At 63.6% G+C, this 18,565-nt stretch carries 25 protein-coding genes, 1 tRNA gene and 1 pseudogene; 9 read left to right on the top strand and 18 right to left on the bottom strand.

From position 1 onward, the window contains the following. Positions 1 to 109 precede the first annotated feature (109 nt). On the top strand, positions 110 to 277 hold the full coding sequence (locus tag CLV78_RS24015; protein WP_158263593.1) for a hypothetical protein: 168 nt from the start codon (positions 110 to 112) through the stop codon (positions 275 to 277). Between the two features lie 108 nt (positions 278 to 385). After that, positions 386 to 763 (top strand): ArsR/SmtB family transcription factor, encoded by a 378-nt coding sequence (locus CLV78_RS17735; protein WP_106206516.1) that lies wholly within the window; start codon positions 386 to 388, stop codon positions 761 to 763. Between the two features lie 60 nt (positions 764 to 823). Here CLV78_RS17735 and CLV78_RS17730 read toward each other — a convergent pair whose 3' ends face one another. Further along, a complete protein-coding gene (locus CLV78_RS17730) occupies positions 824 to 1,075 on the bottom strand; it encodes a hypothetical protein (protein WP_146136725.1) in 252 nt (83 codons plus the stop codon). A gap of 167 nt (positions 1,076 to 1,242) precedes the next feature. On the opposite strand from CLV78_RS17730, the gene CLV78_RS17725 reads away from it, so the two are divergent. Beyond that, the gene (locus CLV78_RS17725) at positions 1,243 to 2,127 is read left to right on the top strand and encodes a LysR family transcriptional regulator (RefSeq protein ID WP_106206563.1); all 885 of its coding nucleotides are present in this window, start codon (positions 1,243 to 1,245) and stop codon (positions 2,125 to 2,127) included. Continuing rightward, positions 2,124 to 3,020: a DMT family transporter gene (locus CLV78_RS17720; protein ID WP_281261154.1), complete on the top strand. Its 897-nt coding sequence runs from the start codon at positions 2,124 to 2,126 to the stop codon at positions 3,018 to 3,020. Before CLV78_RS17725 ends, CLV78_RS17720 begins: the two co-directional genes overlap by 4 nt. 6 nt (positions 3,021 to 3,026) lie before the next feature. On the opposite strand, the gene CLV78_RS17715 is transcribed toward CLV78_RS17720, so the two are convergent. From CLV78_RS17715 to CLV78_RS17705, 3 genes are read right to left on the bottom strand one after another with little or no spacing between them, the layout of a single operon-like run. Next, complete coding sequence (locus tag CLV78_RS17715; RefSeq protein WP_106206510.1) at positions 3,027 to 3,752, bottom strand: lysophospholipid acyltransferase family protein; 726 nt, start codon at positions 3,750 to 3,752, stop codon at positions 3,027 to 3,029. 1 nt (position 3,753) lies between these two features. Further along, a complete protein-coding gene (locus CLV78_RS17710) occupies positions 3,754 to 4,629 on the bottom strand; it encodes a cell division protein FtsX (RefSeq protein WP_106206508.1) in 876 nt (291 codons plus the stop codon). Between the two features lie 17 nt (positions 4,630 to 4,646). After that, positions 4,647 to 5,324: a cell division ATP-binding protein FtsE gene (locus CLV78_RS17705; RefSeq protein WP_106206506.1), complete on the bottom strand. Its 678-nt coding sequence runs from the start codon at positions 5,322 to 5,324 to the stop codon at positions 4,647 to 4,649. Between the two features lie 158 nt (positions 5,325 to 5,482). On the opposite strand from CLV78_RS17705, the gene CLV78_RS17700 reads away from it, so the two are divergent. Both CLV78_RS17700 and CLV78_RS17695 read left to right on the top strand, forming a co-directional pair. Next, entirely contained in the window at positions 5,483 to 6,424 is a 942-nt protein-coding gene (locus CLV78_RS17700) for a zinc-ribbon domain-containing protein (protein ID WP_158263592.1), read from the top strand. Positions 6,425 to 6,562: 138 nt separating this feature from the next. Further along, entirely contained in the window at positions 6,563 to 7,522 is a 960-nt protein-coding gene (locus CLV78_RS17695) for an L-malyl-CoA/beta-methylmalyl-CoA lyase (protein ID WP_106206502.1), read from the top strand. On the opposite strand, the gene CLV78_RS24965 is transcribed toward CLV78_RS17695, so the two are convergent. From CLV78_RS24965 to CLV78_RS17675, 4 genes are all read right to left on the bottom strand, one after another. Beyond that, positions 7,491 to 7,817 (bottom strand): hypothetical protein, encoded by a 327-nt coding sequence (locus tag CLV78_RS24965; RefSeq protein WP_106206500.1) that lies wholly within the window; start codon positions 7,815 to 7,817, stop codon positions 7,491 to 7,493. The two genes, CLV78_RS17695 and CLV78_RS24965, sit on opposite strands and share 32 nt — an antisense overlap. Before the next feature lie 90 nt (positions 7,818 to 7,907). Further along, positions 7,908 to 8,747 (bottom strand): lyso-ornithine lipid O-acyltransferase, encoded by an 840-nt coding sequence (gene olsA, locus CLV78_RS17685; protein WP_106206498.1) that lies wholly within the window; start codon positions 8,745 to 8,747, stop codon positions 7,908 to 7,910. After that, entirely contained in the window at positions 8,744 to 9,520 is a 777-nt protein-coding gene (gene olsB / locus CLV78_RS17680) for an L-ornithine N(alpha)-acyltransferase (protein ID WP_106206496.1), read from the bottom strand. The genes olsA and olsB overlap by 4 nt, the downstream gene beginning before the upstream one ends. A 162-nt stretch (positions 9,521 to 9,682) precedes the next feature. Further along, positions 9,683 to 9,862: a DUF3553 domain-containing protein gene (locus tag CLV78_RS17675; protein WP_106206494.1), complete on the bottom strand. Its 180-nt coding sequence runs from the start codon at positions 9,860 to 9,862 to the stop codon at positions 9,683 to 9,685. Between the two features lie 29 nt (positions 9,863 to 9,891). Here CLV78_RS17675 and CLV78_RS17670 point away from each other — a divergent pair, with 29 nt between their 5' ends. Then, the gene (locus CLV78_RS17670; RefSeq protein WP_106206492.1) at positions 9,892 to 10,500 is read left to right on the top strand and encodes a histidine phosphotransferase family protein; all 609 of its coding nucleotides are present in this window, start codon (positions 9,892 to 9,894) and stop codon (positions 10,498 to 10,500) included. 11 nt (positions 10,501 to 10,511) lie between these two features. Here the strand turns inward: CLV78_RS17670 and CLV78_RS17665 are convergent, their stop codons facing one another. From CLV78_RS17665 to CLV78_RS17630, 8 genes are all read right to left on the bottom strand, one after another. Beyond that, the gene (locus CLV78_RS17665) at positions 10,512 to 11,765 is read right to left on the bottom strand and encodes a glutamate-5-semialdehyde dehydrogenase (RefSeq protein WP_106206490.1); all 1,254 of its coding nucleotides are present in this window, start codon (positions 11,763 to 11,765) and stop codon (positions 10,512 to 10,514) included. A gap of 58 nt (positions 11,766 to 11,823) precedes the next feature. Next, positions 11,824 to 12,945, bottom strand: coding sequence for a glutamate 5-kinase (gene proB, locus CLV78_RS17660; RefSeq protein ID WP_106206488.1), 1,122 nt, complete (start codon positions 12,943 to 12,945; stop codon positions 11,824 to 11,826). Continuing rightward, complete coding sequence (gene obgE, locus CLV78_RS17655) at positions 12,933 to 13,982, bottom strand: GTPase ObgE (protein ID WP_106206486.1); 1,050 nt, start codon at positions 13,980 to 13,982, stop codon at positions 12,933 to 12,935. The genes proB and obgE overlap by 13 nt, the downstream gene beginning before the upstream one ends. Positions 13,983 to 14,348: 366 nt before the next feature. Continuing rightward, a complete protein-coding gene (locus CLV78_RS17650) occupies positions 14,349 to 14,894 on the bottom strand; it encodes a GNAT family N-acetyltransferase (protein ID WP_106206484.1) in 546 nt (181 codons plus the stop codon). Continuing rightward, positions 14,885 to 15,286: a hypothetical protein gene (locus tag CLV78_RS17645; protein WP_106206482.1), complete on the bottom strand. Its 402-nt coding sequence runs from the start codon at positions 15,284 to 15,286 to the stop codon at positions 14,885 to 14,887. Before CLV78_RS17645 ends, CLV78_RS17650 begins: the two co-directional genes overlap by 10 nt. 87 nt (positions 15,287 to 15,373) lie before the next feature. Next, positions 15,374 to 15,643, bottom strand: coding sequence for a 50S ribosomal protein L27 (gene rpmA, locus CLV78_RS17640; RefSeq protein ID WP_106206480.1), 270 nt, complete (start codon positions 15,641 to 15,643; stop codon positions 15,374 to 15,376). 18 nt (positions 15,644 to 15,661) lie between these two features. Further along, the gene (locus CLV78_RS17635) at positions 15,662 to 16,306 is read right to left on the bottom strand and encodes a 50S ribosomal protein L21 (RefSeq protein WP_106206478.1); all 645 of its coding nucleotides are present in this window, start codon (positions 16,304 to 16,306) and stop codon (positions 15,662 to 15,664) included. Between the two features lie 263 nt (positions 16,307 to 16,569). After that, on the bottom strand, positions 16,570 to 17,430 hold the full coding sequence (locus tag CLV78_RS17630) for a DUF2059 domain-containing protein (protein WP_106206476.1): 861 nt from the start codon (positions 17,428 to 17,430) through the stop codon (positions 16,570 to 16,572). 151 nt (positions 17,431 to 17,581) lie between these two features. Here CLV78_RS17630 and CLV78_RS17625 point away from each other — a divergent pair. Continuing rightward, positions 17,582 to 17,671 (top strand) — tRNA-Ser (locus CLV78_RS17625). 161 nt (positions 17,672 to 17,832) lie between these two features. On the opposite strand, the gene CLV78_RS24960 is transcribed toward CLV78_RS17625, so the two are convergent. Continuing rightward, positions 17,833 to 17,961 (bottom strand): helix-turn-helix domain-containing protein, encoded by a 129-nt coding sequence (locus CLV78_RS24960; RefSeq protein ID WP_425427964.1) that lies wholly within the window; start codon positions 17,959 to 17,961, stop codon positions 17,833 to 17,835. A 14-nt stretch (positions 17,962 to 17,975) separates the two neighbouring features. Beyond that, positions 17,976 to 18,321, bottom strand: a pseudogene (locus CLV78_RS24575) (hypothetical protein); the annotation flags it as partial. Between CLV78_RS24575 and CLV78_RS17615 the strand changes: the two are divergent. Next, entirely contained in the window at positions 18,302 to 18,493 is a 192-nt protein-coding gene (locus CLV78_RS17615) for an ion channel (protein WP_106206474.1), read from the top strand. The pseudogene CLV78_RS24575 and the gene CLV78_RS17615 sit on opposite strands and share 20 nt — an antisense overlap. Positions 18,494 to 18,565: the final 72 nt, after the last annotated feature.

Raw genomic sequence — 18,565 nt, 5'->3', positions numbered from 1 at the left:
ATGCCGGGGCTGCAACACGGAAATACCGCTGCGGTGCCTGTTCGCGCTGGCGATAGCGACCTATCTAGCGCCCGACAGACAGGCGAACCCCACATCCGAGGACAAACAGGTGGAACAGATCCAACTCATCTTTGCCAGCGAGGGGGCCGGACTGCGCGGTGTCGATCGGCAGGCCAGCCAATTGCGCGCCCGGGCCCTGGTCAAGCACGCTCGCTCCGCCCGGAGCCTCTTGGCCGGCCTCTTCGGCGTCCGGAAGGGCGACGAAACCGCAGCCTGACCGGCCACGACGGAGGCGGCGATCGCAGGTGTCCGGCCCCATTGGCCCGCGCGGCGGGGGCGTTTCATGGCACTTTTACATGACGCGGCAAGCGCGTAGGTTCGGCTCATGCAGCCGACCCTCGATACCGTCTTTGCCGCGCTCGCGGATCCCACCCGCCGGCGGATCCTGACGATGTTGCTCGAAGACGACATGGCGGTGACCGATGTGGCGGAACCGTTCGAGATGTCGCTGGCTGCGGTCTCCAAGCACCTGATGATCCTGACCCGGGCGGGGCTCATTTCGCAGGAGAAACGCGGGCGGCTCAAATGGTGCAAGCTGGAACCCGACGCCTTGCGCGATGCGTCCATCTGGATGCAGAGCTTTGGTCAGTTCGAAGCAATCAACCTTGATGCGTTCGAGCGCTTCCTTGAAGCGGAACTGGATGATACGGGCGCGGGTATTGACGACGCCAAAGCCACCTCCGCCGTTCGCATTGATCCATGAATCACGGGAACGCCGGCGCCATTGGCACCGACGTCCCTCCGTGTGGTGGTGGATGCGAGATCAATCGCTGGGGGAGGCACCACCCGTGGTGGACAAGCGTGCGACCAATGGATCGCCCTGTGGGTTATTGAGGATGCGCTCAATCTGTTGCTCCTTCCCACCCTCAGTGCGGAGCGCCTTCAGTTTCACAAGCTGGGCGATTGAGTATGCGCCGGGTTCGACGCCCGCAGCACGTTCGAGCTGGGTCGGTCCGGCCAGGGCCGGTGCTGCGAGGCTCGCCATGAGCCCGACTGTCATCAGAGTTCTGAGCATGGTTGCACCTTTCGTCTCCGGGGCAACGTTCCGCATGATCCCGCGCAACGCCGCGTTTCGCTTTCATGTCACCGAAATGGGAACGGACAGGGCGAAAAAAACCTTTGTCATTCCGCACCAAACTGTTCAGTTGTGCACATCACAATGCGCGGATCGGGTTTGAGTTCATGACGGTAGATACCTGGGACGAGATCAGGACGTCCTTTCACGTTGCCAAGCTGGGCACGGTTTCCGGCGCTGCGGAGGCACTTGGCGTGCACCACGCGACCGTCATCCGCCATGTGGATGCGCTTGAGGCGCGGCTTGGAACCAAGTTGTTTCAACGACATGCGCGCGGTTATACCCCGACCGAGGCCGGGCTGGACCTTTTGCAGGTGGCCGCCGCAACGGAGGACCAGTTCACCCAGCTCGTCGGGCGGATTCGCGGGCGTGGCGCGGACGTTTCCGGCGAATTGATCGTGACCTCCCTGCCGATCCTGTCACCTCGGATCACGCCCTTGTTGGTGGAGTTCATGGAGGAACACCCCGATATCCGGGTGCGGTTTCTCACCGACCAGCGGTTGTTCAAGCTCGAATACGGCGAAGCGCACTTGGCAATCCGTGCCGGCACCCGGCCCGATCAGCCCGACAACATCGTTCAACCGTTCTCCGTCGAGCCGATGGCGCTCTATGCAACGCGCGACTACGTGGAACGCTTTGGCATGCTGACAGAAGGCGAGTGGGGCAACCATCGGTTTGTCTGCACCGACGATGTCGCGACCCGGGCGCCGTTCTACCGCTGGATGTTCGAAAATGTCCCCTCGGACCAGATCGTTTTCCGGGCCTCCCAGCAACGCTCCATCAACGACGGGATATTCGGCGGCGCCGGGATCGGGTTCCTTCCGGTTCTGGATTCCCGGCGCGATCCGAACCTCGTCGAAATGCTCCCGACGCGGGAGGATTGGACCAGCCGCCTTTGGCTTGTGACCCATGTCGATCTTCATCGGACTGCCAAGGTGCAAACCCTTGTGAACTACCTGAAGGCCAAGGCCCGCGACTGGGCCGCGGTTTGAGCGCAAGACGGATCGCGGGGCAGGCAGGGCGCGGCCATTTCGCGATGCTGCTGTTTTCCGCCCTTGTCGCTGGCTCGTTCAGCCTCGGCGGACTGGCGGCCAACGAGCTGGCGCCGACCGCGCTCAACTTCGTGCGCTTTGCGATCGCCGCCGCAGTTCTGGGCGGCGTCGCACTGGCCACGATCGGGCTGCCTCACGCCGCTTTCCGCGCGCCTTGGCGCTATCTTGTCCTTGGCGGGCTGTTCTCCATCTACTTCGTGACCATGTTTGAGGGGCTGAAGACCGCGCCACCGATCTCTTCTGCCGCGGTCTTCACGCTCACGCCGCTCATGGCGGCCGGCTTCGGCTTCATCATTGCCGGTCAGCGGATGACGTTGCGCATGGGTGTGGCCCTCGCGATCGGAGCGGTCGGGGCGCTCTGGGTGATCTTCCGGGCCGATTGGGCGGCCTTCATGGCCTTCGAGATCGGTCGGGGAGAGGCGATCTTTTTCTGGGGATGCATCGCACATGCGGCCTACATCCCGATGGTTGCCCGGCTGAACCGTGGCGAGGCGCCGATGGTCTTCAGCTTCGGCACTTTGGTGGCCGGGGCGCTGCTCCTGCTGGTCTATGGTTGGGGCGATATCGTGGGCGCGGACTGGATGAACCTGCCGTCGGTGGTCTGGGTCGCGGTCCTCTACACCGCGGTGGCGGGCTCCGCGATCACCTTCGTTCTGGTGCAATACGCCGCCCTGCGATTGCCGGCGGCGAAGGTAATGGCCTACACATACCTCGTTCCAAGCTGGGTCATCGGCTGGGAGGTCGCGCTGGGACAGTTCGTGCCATCCGGTTTCGTGCTGGTTGGGGTGGCGGTCACGATGGCCGCACTTCTGCTGTTGCTGAAACCGGAGTGAGGCAGCCTAGGCTGGTATGGTGAAGCCAGCTTCCGCCATCAGGGCATCGGATGCCGTCTCGATCTGCTGTTCAAGGTCGGCCATGAAGCTGGTCTTGTCCTGTCCCGGAGCGATCTCCGGCAGGAACTCCACGACCGCAAGCCCGGGTTTCCGCAGCACTCCGAAACGCGGCCAGAAAACACCGACATTCGTTGCTGTCGGCACACAATTCTGCCCGAGTTGCTGGTAGAGGATGGCGCTGCCCACCTTGTAGGGGCGTCTTGCCCCGGGCGCAACACGCGTCCCCTGCGGATAGATGATCAGCTGGCCGGGGGAGCTTTGCCCGTCCGTGACACGCTGTTTCATGTCTTCGATGGCCTGTCCACGCTTGCCGCGGTCGACCGGTACACAGCCGGTCCACTTTGCATACCAGCCCACGATGGGCACGAACCGCAGCTCCGCCTTCATGATGAACTTCGGGCGCGGAACAACCGAGACGATCATGATGATGTCGAAGAAGCTCTGGTGCTTGGAAACGATCAGGCATTCCTCGGTCGGGACCTTGCCCCGGATTTCGGACCGCAGACCGACCATCCAACTGGCCGACCACCGCACGTAGCGGCAGTAGGTGCGGATGGCATTGAACGCCATCGGGCGGTGGACCAGCGTGATCGGCGTGTAGAAACACGCCATCAGCGCCATCACCAGGTACATCTGGGTATTGAAGATCAGCGAGCGTATGTACTGCAGCATGTCAGGGGGTCTCCCGCAATTGCCGGAAGGCCGCGAAACGGGTCGCGGCGAAGGCGACGAGCGCCGCGGCGGGCGGAATGATCAACGGCAGGACCCATCCCGTCCCGGAAAAGCCCAGGCCCGTCAGGAAACCACCGGCCGAATCCGCGCGGGGCAGGAGCGCCACCGCGGCCACACCGGCCAGGGTCCCGGCCAGCGCGCCGGTGAGGGCCCGCAAGGTGAACCGGCGCACGAATGCACGGGCGATGTAGCTGTCAAGCGCACCTATCAGCCGCAAGGCCTGGATCACCTGGGAATTGGCTGCAAGGGCGGCCTGGGTCGCCAGCGTGATCATGGCGGCGGTCGCGGCGGAGATCAGCCCCAGCGAGATCAACCCGAGCGCGCGGAGCCGTTCTGCCGCCCGCACCAGCGGCGCCCGCCAGCGCGTGTGATCGTCGAGCACGGCGCCGGGGGCCTCCCCGGCAAGCCTCGCGCGAAGGCCGACGGCGTCGAACCCCTCCTCCGTCTCGATCACCTCGATCAATTCGGGGATCTGCAAGTCGTCGAGGGGCAGGTCCGGACCGAACCAGGGCTCCAGCAGGGCGCGGCGTGCGTCGTCCTCCAGGGCGCGAGCCTCTGCCACGCCGGGAGTCGTCCGAAGGACCGTGAGCGCGGCCTCAAGTTGACGGGCGACCTGTTCCGGCGGTGCCGAAATCCGTACCGTCGCCGTGCGGGCCAGCGCATCGGACCAGCGTGTGGCCAGCCGGTCCGTCGCCAGCGACAACGCCAATGCGAAAACCGCGAGGAATGCCATGGCCGCGGCCGTGAACATGGTGAGCCGCGCGGTGAAGCCTGTCGGCGGTACCACGCGATCGGCGCCGGACTCGCCCGACAGCATACTGACGACGTTCCAGCTCAAAGCTCCGCCCCCGCGAGCCGCAGTTTCCCACCGGCGATCCGAAGGACCCTGACCGAAACCTGCGACTTGGCCGCCCGGATCAGGTTCAGATCATGGGTGGCGATCACGATGGTCTTCCCCATGCGGTTCAGTTCCACCATCAGTTGCAGCAGCCTGAGCGACATTTCCCAGTCGACATTGCCGGTGGGTTCGTCCGCGATCAGGACTTCGGGGTCCATGATCACGGCACGGGCGAGCGCGGCGCGCTGACGTTCGCCGCCCGACAGCTGCGGCGGCAAGGCCTCGGCCCGCCGACTCAGGCCAACCCAGCCCATCAACTCGTCGAGGTTGTCCACATGTGCGCCTTCGTCCCGGCCCGAGACGGTCAACGGCAGGGCCAGGTTCTCTGCCAGGGGCATGTGATCGAGAAACTGGCATTCCTGGTGCACGACCCCGATGCGCCGCCGCGTTCGCGCGACGTCGTCGCGTGCCATCGTCGTGACGTCCTTACCAAACACCGACATGATCCCGTCGGTTGGCATCAACTCCATGTAGCAGAGCTTGAGCAGGGTCGATTTGCCGGACCCCGAAGGGCCGGTCAGAAAATGGAATGATCCCGGCGCCAGATGCAGGGTCACATCCGAGAACAGGGAGTCATTTCCGTAGGAATAGGCGACGTTGTCGAGCTCGATCACGCGTGGGGTCCATGCCGTTTGCCCCTCTTGTGCCCGAGCAACGGTTCGGTTTCAACGGGCAGCGGCACCTTGCTAGCTCTTTGAGTTTCATTTCGCCGCTGATACAAAACTTGCAAACAGTCGAGATGCCGGGACAATTCCCGGCCCGAGGGGGCGACATGAGGCTCATCTGTCCAAACTGCGGTGCCCAGTATCAAGTTGACGAGCGCGTCATTCCGGAAGCCGGACGGGACGTGCAGTGTTCCAATTGCGGGAACACGTGGTTCCAGACCCATCCCGATTTCGATGAGGCGCTGGCCGAAGAACTCGGCCAACCGGGGCGGGCGTCAGCCGCGCGCGCGCCAAAGCCCGAGCCGGAGCGGGATCGCGTGGCCGAACCTTCGCCGCCCCCTGCTCCGGAGGCTGCCGAACCTGAGGTCGCGGAAGTTCCGGAAAGCGTGCACCGATCTGCGGCCAGCACCGCCGCGCCGGAGCATGACCCCGAGCCAGCCCCGGCGCCGCAGCCCGAGGATGACTTGTCCGCGGTCGGTGTCGCGCCGCGCCGGAGGGTCGACGAGGGCGTTCTCTCCGTACTCCGCGAGGAGGCGGAGCGCGAACGGGCCGCACGCCATGCCGAGGCCGAGCAGATGGAGATCCAGCCTGAGCCGGACGCGTTGGGCGCGGAGCAGCAAGGGGCCTCCTTCGAAGCGGCCATCCCTGTCGCGCCGACCGGCCGCCATCCTGCCAAGGTGATGCCCAGCGACACTTACGCAACTGATTTCGATCAGAAGGCCGCCTCGCGTAGGGATAGGCTTCCCGATGTCGAGGAGATCAATTCCACGCTCGACCCCATGTCCGGGGCCGCCGGGGCAAATGCCATTGCAGAGGTGCTTGCCTTCGAACGTGAGCAGCGCAAGCGGGGCAGCCGCTTCGGCATGGGATTTGCCTTCTTCGCCTTCGGCCTGCTCACAGTGCTTTATGTGAAGGCCGGAACCATCGGCGACGCCGTTCCGGAAACCTCCGCGACGCTTCAGGCCTATGTTGGCTCGGTCGATGCAGGGCGGCTCTGGCTTGACGAGACGCTGCGCGGGGCTGTCGGCGCGGTCAACGGCGAGAACTGACACTCAGCCTGGCTGTCCACTGGAGATCGCTGCGACGCCGCGACGGGATGCTGCGCGCGCAGAATATCCTTGCGTGATGGCGCGCAATATTCTAGCGAAACCGGGACCTATTGCGAAACATCATTACCGGAGTACGCCATGAGCTTCCGCATCCAGCCCGCCGCCCCGTCTCGCCCCAACCGATGCCAGCTCTTTGGTCCGGGTTCTCGCCCGGCGATCTTCCAAAAGATGGCAAGCAGCGCAGCCGATGTCATCAACCTCGATATCGAGGACAGCGTCGCTCCGGATGACAAGCCGGCGGCCCGCAAGAACATCATCGAGGCCATTGGAGACGTGGACTGGGGCAACAAGACCCTGTCCGTGCGCATCAACGGGCTCGACACGCCCTACTGGTATCGCGACGTTGTCGACCTTCTGGAACAGGCCAGCGACCGGCTGGACCAGATCATGATCCCGAAGGTAGGCTGCGCCGGTGACATCTATGCCGTGGATGCGCTGGTGACGGCCATCGAGACAGCTAAGGGCCGGACCAGGCCGATCAGCTTCGAAGTGATCATCGAAAGTGCTGCCGGCATCGCCCATGTGGAGGAAATCGCTGCCGCGTCGCCCCGGATGCAGGCCATGAGCCTCGGTGCGGCAGATTTCGCGGCTTCTATGGGAATGCAGACAACCGGCATCGGTGGCACGCAGGAAGATTACTACATGATCCGCGAGGGCGTGAAACACTGGTCGGATCCGTGGCACTGGGCGCAGGCCGCGATCGTCGCCGCATGCCGCACCCATGGGGTTCTTCCGGTGGATGGGCCGTTTGGCGACTTCTCCGACGATGACGGCTATATCGCGCAGGCAAAACGTTCCGCCACCCTGGGCATGGTCGGCAAGTGGGCCATCCACCCCAAGCAGGTGGCATTGGCCAACGAAGTCTTCACCCCGTCCGAGCAGGCCGTCGCCGAGGCGCGAGAAATCTTGGCCGCGATGGCTAAGGCCAAGGCCGAAGGTGCCGGGGCTACCGTCTACAAGGGACGCCTGGTGGACATCGCCTCGATCAAGCAGGCAGAGGTGATCGTCAAGCAATCGGAGTTGATCGCCGGCGCATGATCGACATTGGGGATGGCGTTCGATCGTTTGCCGGCCCGCCCCCCCCCCCCCCGAGTGGTGGTGGGGTGCTTTCGTTTGCACGCGCAATGGAGGAACGAACTGGGCGTTTGGGAATGTTGCCGGTTGGGTGTCGTGTGTCCACATTGACGCCAGGGAGCCGCCCGCGCCCAACCGGTTGGACGACTGCATGATCGTGGCCGCCATCGCGCCGACACTGGCTCTCCCATCCATCCACTTTTGTGATCGTCGAGAGGGACTTGCTCCAAATCGTGCCAGCGGCGAAGACTGTTCCCATTGAGTCAAAACGGTATGTCAGGGGCAAGGGCGGCGAATGCAATCGTCCGGCGGTCGTTGACCGCCACCTGGGGGTTGTGGCTGGAAGGCCTCAAGTGACCGGATCGCGCTGGGCTCCAACACCACGCCGAACCGCCTGCTCGCATTGGCTGGCCAACGCCTTGCGCCCACCGCTCGCAGCCACATCGACCGCTTCGTGGAAAATGACCTCGACGCGGCCCTGACGTTTCGCAGCGAGCACCTTCAGCAGATGTTCGCCGAACTCCATGTCGCCCCACCAACCGTAGAACCGCGGGTCTTCGCCTTCGGGCGCATGGTAGACGAGGCTGACAGGCTGGACCCGTACACCGGGTTCAAGACCATTGCCGAAGAATGCCTGGAACAACGTCGGCTTGAAGGGCAGCACGCGCATCCCGTCGGTGCTCGTCCCCTCGGGGAAGAACAGGAGCCTGTGTCCGGCTGCGATTCGCCGCTCGAAAACCTTCGCCTGTGCACGGGCTTCCGACCGATCGCGATTGATGAAGACAGTGCCGGTGGCGCGGGCAAGCCAGCCAATGCCCGGCCAGCCCGCGACCTCGGCCTTCGAAACGAAGTAGATCCGCTGGGGCGCATTCAGGGAAAATATGTCCAGCCAGCTGACATGGTTGGACACGATGGCCCCGTGTCCGGACATTGGCTTTCCGACGGTGCTGCGCCGGATGCCGAGAAGCGCCAGCGCCGAAATGCAGACGAACTGGGTGATCCATGGCGTGATCGGTCTGCGCAGGCCGAAGATCGGGCGTTCGACCAGTCGCACAACAAGGAGCAACCCGAGGCAGCCGAAGACGACGACCGCGAGGGGCAGCCCCCGCCGGATTACGCGAAACCACGCGCCGCCGCCCTTCGGCGGTTCACATCGGGGATCGTCGTCCGAGTGCCAGGTCGTGCTCATTTGCGACGGCCGGAATAGAACCAGAGCTGTTTTTCGCTGACGCGCGCCGTGTCCAGGACGAGGCACACGTCCGTCGTGTTGAAGGCACGGTCCACGAACGCGCCATCGCCAACATAGCCACCCAGTCGCAGGTATCCCTTGATCAGCGACGGGATCGCCCGGACAGCGGCCGGCCGGTTGATCGCGTCAACCTCAAGCAGATCCATCGACGTGAAGTGTTCCGGCAGAGCGCGGACACGAAGCGGCTCGGGCGCAAGATGGTTGTGATGCAGGAAGGAAAGCGGCTCGGCCAGCGCCTGCACATCGGTGCCATGAAAGCTGGCGACGCCGAAAAGGACCTCGATCCGGTGGTCCTGAACATAGTCGCCCAACCCCTTCCAGAGATGCACCAGAGCGGTTCCGCCGCGATAGTCCGCATGTACGCAGGACCGGCCGAGTTCCAGTAGGTTTTGCCCCGATTGCTCAAGGGCGTAAAGGTCGTATTCGCTGGCGCAATAGAAGCCGCCGGCTTCGGCGGCACGGGTGCCCGGCAGTAGCCGATACACTCCGACAACATGGTCGAGCGCGGCAGCATCCCGGCGCTCGTCCACGAGGATCATGTGGTCGTAATGCGCGTCGTACTGGTCGCGCTCGAAGCGGCCATCGTGATCCACCAGGTCGCCGTCTCCGCCGAGTTCGCTCACGAACACGTCGTAGCGCAGGCGCTGTGCCGCGAGCAGATCCTGTTCCGACTTCGCCAGGCGGATCTTGAAATGGGTTTCCTCAGCGGTCATCGGCATCCTTGCTCGGGTCGGCCCCCCGGTGTGGCCCGGGTCTTTAGGGGGTCGCCTGCCACTTGGCAAGACTCCCCATTTACAGCGGGTTGACGGGCCATAGGCTCACGTTACGGTTGCAACTCGGTCGTGCCAATGGCCAAATGAATGATGTTCAAACGCTTAATCGTACTCGGGAAGCAGGCCAATGACGCGCCCATCGATGACGACTTTGCCCGCGTGCTCGAAGTTCACGGTGATGCGGTGGTCAATTCGCGACTGCACCTGCCCTAGGCCCCAGTCGGGCTGGTCGGGGTGGCGCACAAGCATCCCGGGTTCGAGAAATGCGTTGAGATCTGTCATGCTTCCCCAATCTGCAAGGATCTTCTCCCATGTCCAGTGATCTTCCCCGAACGTCGGTCGACCTTTCGGCCTTGATCGGGTCCCGCATCTGCCATGACCTGATCTCGCCGATCGGTGCCATCGGGAACGGGGTGGAACTGCTGTCGATGTCGGGCGCCAACCTCGGACCGGAACTGTCGCTGATCTCCGAATCCGTTGCCAACGCGAATGCGCGAATCAGGTTCTACCGCATTGCCTTTGGGCATGGTGGCCAGGGGCAGGGCGTCGGCAGGTCCGAGATCCAGTCGGTCCTGAAGGATATGTATCAGGGCAGTCGGCTCAAGATCACCTGGTCCGTCGGTGCTGAATGCCGCCGCGACGATGTGAAGGCCGCCTTCCTGGCGCTTCAGTGCCTTGAGACGGCAATGCCCTTCGGCGGGGAGATCGAGATTTCCCGCGATGAGGAGGGCTGGAAGGTCGCGGGCACCTCTCCGAAGCTGAAGCTCGATCCGGAGGTCTGGGCGGCATTGCAGGGCGGCAGTATCGAAGCCATCACGCCCGCCCTTGTGCATTTCGCCATGCTGCCGGTCGTGCTGAAGCAGAGCGGTCGGCGCCTTCAGGCGACACGGGCCGACGACCGCGTCACCCTGGCCTTCTGAGCCCGGCGGGACTATGGGCGAACCGTCCCGTCGCCGTCGACAAGATACTTGAAGCTCGTGAGCTGCGCCGCGCCGACCGGTCCGCGCGCATGCATCTTTCCGGTGGCGATGCCGATCTCCGCCCCCATGCCGAACTCTCCACCATCGGCGAACTGGGTCGAGGCGTTGCGCATCAGGATGGCGCTGTCGATCCGCTGGAAGAAGCGTTCGGCGGCGGCATCATCTTCGGCGAGGATCGCTTCGGTGTGGCTGGAGCCGTAGGTGCGGATATGGTCGATGGCGTCGTCGATGTCCTCGACCACTTTCGCAGCGATGATCATGTCGAGATATTCCTTGCCGAAATCCTCGTCCGTCGCCTCCGCAGAGCCGTCAAGCCCCTGCGCCCGGACCTCGACCCCGGCCGCCTTCAGGTCATCGACGATCTGCTGTCCGAGCGTCCTGGCGACGTCCTTGTGGACCAGCAGGCACTCGGCGGCTCCGCAGATTCCGGTCCGCCGGGTCTTTGCGTTCAGCACCACCTTGCGGGCCTTATCCGGGTCGGCGGACTTGTCGACATAGATGTGGCAGATCCCTTCGAGGTGGGCAAAGACAGGCACCCGTGCCTCGCGCTGGACGAGGCTCACCAGGCCCTTGCCGCCGCGCGGCACGATGACATCGATGGTGTCCGTCATGTGGAGCATTTCCCGTACCGCTTCGCGATCACGAGTCGGGACACGCTGGATGGCGTCCTCGGGCAGGCCAGCGCTTCTCAGCCCCTCGGCAAGGCAGCTGTGGATCGCGCCGGAGGAATGAAAGCTCTCCGATCCGCCACGCAGGATCACGGCATTTCCGGCCTTCAGGCAGAGCGCGCCTGCATCCGCGGTCACATTGGGGCGGCTCTCGTATATCACGCCCACGACGCCAAGCGGGGTTCTCACGCGGCGGATATGGAGGCCTGAAGCCATGTCCCATTCGGTGATCGTTTCGCCCACGGGGTCGGCCTGACCAGCCACGGCACGCAACCCGTCGACGATGCCCTGAATACGCGGCTCGTCCAGCATCAGCCGATCCATCATGGCCGGTGACAATCCCTTGTCGCGGCCGAAGGCCATGTCCTTTTCGTTGACGGCGATGATCTCGGCGCGACGGGACCAGACGGCATCGGCGGCAGCTCCGAGAGCGGCCTGCTTGCTTTCAGCGCTGGCAAAGGCGAGCGTGGCCGCGGCATCGCGGGCTTTGGCGCCGATATCGGCCATGAGGGCGGGAATGTCTGCGATGTCTTTCATGACGGGCTTTCGGCAGAGAAAAGGGGTTCGGGTCGTTCTACCAAGAAGTCGGGGCGGGTCACAACGCCATGTCATCCCGATGCACGAGCGCGGCCCGGCCTGGATAACCGAGGATCTGCTCGATTTCGCCCGAGCGATGACCGGCAATCGCCGTTGCCTCGGCGCTGGTGTAGCGGCAGAGCCCCTGCCCAATTCGGCCGGAGGGGCTGATGATCTCCACCGGTTCGCCACGGCCAAACACGCCGTCCACGCCGGTCACGCCGGCGGGCAGCAGCGACTTACCGGAGTCGAGCGCCCGTGCGGCGCCGGCGTCCACACGGATCGTGCCATGCGGTTTCATGGAGGCAATCCAGCGCTTGCGCGCGACCTGGGGGTCGCCTTCCGTGGTGAACCAGGTGCAGGGCGCCCCGTTCTGGAGCGCCTGCAATGGGCGAAGTACGGAGCCTTCGGTAATCACCATGGCACATCCGGCCTTTGTCGCCGTCTTCGCCGCCATGAGTTTGGTTTTCATACCGCCCTTGGAAAGGCCTGATCCCGCATCCCCGGCCATCGCCTCGATCTCCGGGGTTATTCGGTCGATGACGTCATAGCGGTGCGCATCGGGGGTGTCCGTCGGATTGGCGGAATAGAACCCGTCCACATCCGACAGCAGCACAAGCTGATCGGCGCCGACGGTTACCGCCACCTGTGCGGCAAGGCGGTCGTTGTCGCCAAATCGGATTTCGTCGGTTGCGATCGTGTCGTTTTCGTTGACGATCGGCACGACACCGAGGCCGGTCAAAGTGGCCAGCGTCGCGCGCGTGTTCAGATAGCGGCGGCGATCCTCGGAATCCTCCAGCGTCACGAGCACCTGTGCCGCCTTGATCCCGAAGGGCGCAAGCGCGATCCGGTAGGCGCGGGCGAGTTCGATCTGACCGACGGCCGCTGCAGCCTGCGCCTGTTCCAACGGCAACTCGCCGGCGGCAAGTCCGAGCGTCGCACGTCCCAGCGCAATAGACCCGGAAGAGACAAGGATAATCTCCGCCCCGCGGTCGCGGGCATCGGCAACATCTCTGGCCAGCCCGGCAAGCCATTCATCCCTGAGCTGCCCCGTATCGCGATCCACCAGCAACGCCGAGCCGATCTTCACCACGAGCTTGCGGGCTCGGGCAATGCACGGGGTCTCGATCACGGGCTCCATGGTCCCGGCTCCTCGTCCCCGCCTTCTGCTTCAATCCGCTCCGCCTTGCGCCCCGCGTCGATCTCCGAGCGGAGCGCCCGCAGGACCGGCGTCACGCCCTCACGGCTCACACCTGACATGGCGTAGACACGACCGCCGGAGGCTTTCTCCAGCGCGTCAATCTTCTCGGCGCGTTCCTCATCATCGAGGGCGTCGATCTTGTTGAGCGCGGTGACACGCGGCTTGTCCGCCAGGTGACCGCCATAGGCCTCCAACTCGCCGATGATGGTCGCATAGTCTCCCGCCACATCCTCGGTGGTGCCGTCCACGAGGTGCAGCAGGACTGCGCATCGCTCCACATGGCCAAGGAACCTGTCGCCGATCCCCCGACCCTCATGCGCGCCCTCGATCAGCCCGGGGATATCGGCAACCACGAATTCGGTGTTGTCGACGCCAACGACGCCGAGGTTCGGGTGCAGCGTGGTAAAGGGATAATCCGCGATCTTCGGACGAGCATTGGATGTCGCGGCGAGGAAGGTCGACTTTCCGGCGTTCGGCAGCCCAAGCAGGCCGGCATCCGCGATCAGTTTCAACCGCAGCCATATCGTGCGCTCGATGCCCGGCTGGCCCGGGTTCGCGCGGCGCGGCGCCTGATTGGTGGAGGTCTTGAAGTGGAGGTTGCCGAAGCCACCGTTGCCACCGGTGGCCAGCACCACGCGGTCGCCAACCTTCGCAAGGTCGGCGATCACAGTCTCCTCGTCCTCGTCCAGGATCTCGGTGCCGGCGGGGACTCTCAACACTACGTCTTTTCCGTCCGCACCGGTCCGTTGCTTGCCCATGCCGGGCGTGCCGTTCTTGGCAAAGAAGTGCTGCTGGTAGCGGAAATCGATAAGCGTGTTCAGCCCGTCGACGGCCTCGGCAATGACATCTCCGCCCTTGCCGCCGTCTCCGCCGTCCGGTCCGCCGTATTCGATATACTTTTCCCGCCGGAACGAGACCGCACCACCGCCGCCGCCGCCCGAACGGATGTAGACTTTTGCAAGGTCGAGGAATTTCATGAGCAGACAGCCTTTTGCTGGGGAGCGATACAAGCAGAACCGAAAAAGCTCAACCCGACGTTTCCTGTCAGTTGAGTTCGGCCATGCGCGAGCGGTGCCGATCTGCCTCTCGCAAAATGGTGGTGCCTGGCCGCCGGGTGTGCAACCGGGACGCCCACGCAGGTGCATCGAAATGGCACGCAATCGACCGTGCAGCACCGGGTGGGGTGACCATGGGCGCCGGAGATGCGGAAATCTGTCCCGCAAGTGCCTCCAAGTGGCGATGGGGCCGTCGGCCAAGGGAAGCTCGCGCCACGCCATTCAAAGGCGTTGCGCGAGGGGGCGGCGTTCGCCCGGCAGGCAAAAGAGCGTACCGTTGACGCTGGATCAGCGAAGCCGCCGAAGGTAGGTCCAGGTTGGGACGTTCGCGCCACGGGCAACTGAATAGGTTTCCGCATCGCCAAGGTACTCGAACCCCGCGTTGGTCAGCACGCGCGCCGAGATGGCGTTGTCCTGAAACACCTCTGCGAAGATCGTCTCGCAATCCTGTGGATTGGTGTCGAGCAGCGCGCGAACAGCCTCCGAAGCGAGCCCGGTGTTCCACATAAGCGGCGCGACCCAGTAGCCGATCTCCGACTTCGAGGGGGCGTCCTCCATGCGGGCCAGCGAGATGACGCCGACCAGCTCACCGAGTCCGCCCGCAGTCCCGTCCATCGCCCACACGTCTTCGCGACGGTCGTCGGCCTGCGAACGCGTCACGAAGGCTTCGACCGCGCCGGGCGGCAGCGGGTGCGGGATCGAGCGCGTCCCCATGGCGACGCGTTCGTCCCCTGCATAGAGTTCCAGCAAACCGATATCGGACTTCTGAAGCGGGCGTAGCGTGACACGTGCTGCCCGGACAACCGACTGCCCGGTAATGGAATTCAGTTGCATGTCGTTTCCCTCCTCCTGGGAAGCGAAAAGAGATTTCTGCTGTCCCGGACCCCTCCCCAGGCGCCGGTGCAGTTGCGTACCATTCGGTCTGTCCCACCACAGATGATCACCACAAGACCCGCCTGCAAGAGAAGCAGCGAGGGTTCTTGCCCGTGCAGCGACTGCATCAGCCATTCAAGCGGCCGAATCACGAGACGGAACATGAAGCCCGGAAAACCCGTGGCGATGGCATCGGGTTGCAGGCGCATCTGCCCGACTTTGAAGGCCATCCACGTGGCATGCGCGAGCGTGGCCCAGAACATCGCCCAGAAGACCGGGCGCACGACGGAACGACGCCTGCGCCAGAGCGGCGTGACGAAGCTCTCAAGGCTGTTGCGCAATGCGACAGTCATGTTCGTGCCCTTTTGAGTGAATCGCCAAGGGGGACCGGCTGTTTCGCCGATCCCCCTTGAAAAGGTGTTAACCCGGTTGGGTTCGGCTTACTCGGCGGCCTCCGCGTCAGGAAGCACCGAAATGAAGGTGCGCCCTTTCAGGCCCTTGTGGAATGTCACGGCGCCTTCGGCTGTTGCGAAGATCGTGTGATCCTTGCCCTGGCCTACGCCTTCGCCCGGCCACCACTTGTTGCCGCGCTGGCGAACGATAATGTTGCCGGGAATGACGGATTCGCCGCCGTATTTCTTGACGCCGAGGCGGCGACCTGCGGAGTCGCGACCGTTACGGGATGAACCGCCTGCTTTTTTGTGTGCCATATCGCTTGTCTCCTGTGCTTAGCCGTTGGCCAGTTCTTTGGCCTGCTCGACCCAGCCTTCGCGCTCGATGCGGCCCTTGAAGGACAGCTCTTCGTCGAAGCGGGCGACATCTTCCTCGGTCCAGGCAGCGATCTGCGCGAACGAGGTGATGCCGGCTGCGAGCAATTTCTTCTCCAGCGCCGGGCCAACGCCCGAGAGCTTCTTGAGGTCGTCAGCGGCGGCGGCGGGCGCTTCAGCAGCCGGTGCGGGCTTGGCAGCCTTCTTCGGCGCGGGTTTCGCCGCGGGGGCCTTGGCAGCGGGTGCTTCGGTCACAACGGAACCTGCGCCCACGGCGGCCTTGACGCCGGACTTGTCAGCGCCCGATTCGAGAATGTCGGTGACCCGCAGCAGGGTCAGTTGCTGGCGATGGCCCTTGGTCCGCTTGGAGCTGTGCTTCCGGCGGCGCTTGACGAAGTTGATGGTCTTGACGCCCTTGATCTGATCGAGAACCTCGGCCTGCACGGCCGCACCATCGACGAGCGGCGCACCCACGGTGGAGCCAACCATCAGAACTTCATTAAATTGAATGGTTTCGCCGGCAGTTGCTGCCAGCTTTTCGACGCGCAGAACATCGCCCGATTGGACGCGATATTGCTTGCCGCCGGTCTTGAGGACCGCAAACATGGGTCATTCCTTCATGGCTTCCGCGTTCCTTCGGCCCCCGCAATCGGGTGTTTGCACCGGCATTCCGGCACCTCGGACAGCGCGCCCTTCGAACGGGCGTATTGATATCGACCCTGACACGGTTGCCCGGACAGGAAGGCGCCGTATGAGCGTATTCGTTCGCAAAGTCAAGGAAAACATGGGTCGGGATATGCGCCGCATTCCATACGGCGGACCTGACACCGGATCGTGCCCGACCAGGGTGCCACATTGGGCTCGCCCGTTCAGAGATCCTCCCCATCCAGGAACCGTCCCGCGGCCAGGCCGAGATCGTAAGATACCGTCTGGAAGAGCTCGTCGAAGGCTGAAAAGAGCTTTCTGTTGAACCGCCGCCCGGCTTCGGAGAGCGACAACTCCGAGTAGGTGTTGATTTCCTCGTCGCTCAGCGGTTGGAAGGCCATTGCGAGGAAGGCAAAGAGCCATTCTTCCGTCTCTGCACGGATTTCCGGCTCCTGGCGCCAGACTTCCTGCACCATCTCGCCTTCGCCGGGGAAGTGGTCCATGACACCCGCACCGGCAAGCCCGGAATAGAAGGCATAGTTGGCGTTCAGGGAGCTTGCGACATTCATTTCCAACAGGTCGTTCGCCGCGACAAAGTCTTCCAGCACGCCCAGTCTTGCATCCCCAGTCGATCGCATCGCAGACAATATGTCCTTCGCGGCGTCCTCGACGGATGGCTCAAGCAGGGCCACTCGCGCCGAAACCTCCAACCTGACGATCCGCTCGCCGAGATCGGACGTGAAGAAATCCATCAGCGGGTCCACGTGCCATGGCTCGAACTCCGCTGCCAGGTTATCCAGCAGGATCGCGGCCATGCGGTCCACATCATAGGCCGCGGACACGAAAGCGGGCCAGGTTGCCTCGCCGCGGTCGGGAAACAGCTCCTCCTTCAGGTCCTCGGCATGAGTGAGACCCTCTTTCCGGATCACGTCGAGCAACTCGGGTAGACCCGCCGCTTCGAACAGTGGCCGGACGCGGTCCCTTTCTTCAGGCGTTGAGCGCTGGGGAGCCTCGGTGACCTGAGCCGTGGCCGGTCCGGACAGAACCGCCAGACCGACGACGAGGGCGATCGATTTCAGGATCATGGCCTACTCCGTTGCACGATTTCTCCTCGGTAGCGCGCTCGGCCCCTCAATGCCAAGCCCTAAGAAATACGCCAGCATCCAGGCGCCAAGATTCCTCTTGAACTGGGCTTCCAAGCGAACTAAACCGCGCCCACCCTGACCACGGGAGCGCGGAGAGGTGCCGGAGTGGTCGAACGGGGCGGTCTCGAAAACCGTTGTGGGTGCAAGCCCACCCAGGGTTCGAATCCCTGTCTCTCCGCCAGACGCTCAAGCGTGCTTTAAGGCAATGATATTAAGCAATATTCCCAATCGCGGCGACAGAATGTCACCCACGTTTGTCACCCAGGTTTTCCATCCCTAAAGAGGATGATGGGTGAAGTAGGCTAATAACATTGTCTTCATTTCGATTACTTTTGTCGGGTACTACTGACCGACTGTCCGATATACAGATCGCTCTGATATCCCTAACTCTTTTGCTGCCTGCCGCTTGCTCACCCCTTTTGCCAGTAGAGGGCTCTGTTGCACAAATCCGATGACGGCCGGACTTCCCATTTTCCCAAACACACCTATCCCTTGGCCTCAGTGACAGATGTGCCGAGGGTGGGATAACCGTTGATCACGGCAATACCGACCTGGAGTTCGGCAACCTGGCGGTCACTGTCCCGCGCCGCGATGCGTTGTCCCAGGAATTTCAAGCAATGAATCCCCTGTCCAGCAGTGGTTTGCTTCCAAACCATGAGGGGAGGCCCACGCTGCTGCCGGTGACCTCGACAGCCCTGACCCCCAGCGTTTCTTCGTCGATCCCGAGGTGAATCTTGCGCCGGACTCGCCATTTCCGGCCATCCGCTCCCCGGCAGTCGAAACGCAATTTCGATGAGAGGGATGTTTGCGGGTGTTCCATTCGCCTTCACCTCGGCCAATTCCCCGGTGCTGTCCGCTGATCTCGCTTGGCTACGGCGACATCCTGCCCGTGCATCCGCTCGCCCGAGCCATGGCGGGGCTGGAGGCCGTCGTCGGCGAGCTCTACATAGCCGTCATGATCGGAAGTATCGTCGGAAGCTACCGGAAAAAGCCTCGCGGTTGATTGGTTTGCCAAACCGCGCTTCCATCTCCGGGCAGTTGAGAGTCACATGTCCGTTCGACGCACTCTTCCGGC

The organism is Aliiruegeria haliotis, assembly GCF_003003255.1.
Taxonomy (GTDB): Bacteria; Pseudomonadota; Alphaproteobacteria; order Rhodobacterales; family Rhodobacteraceae; genus Tropicimonas; species Tropicimonas haliotis.
Note: the sequence above shows the minus strand (reverse complement) of the source record. Positions and strands in the feature narration are given on the sequence as shown.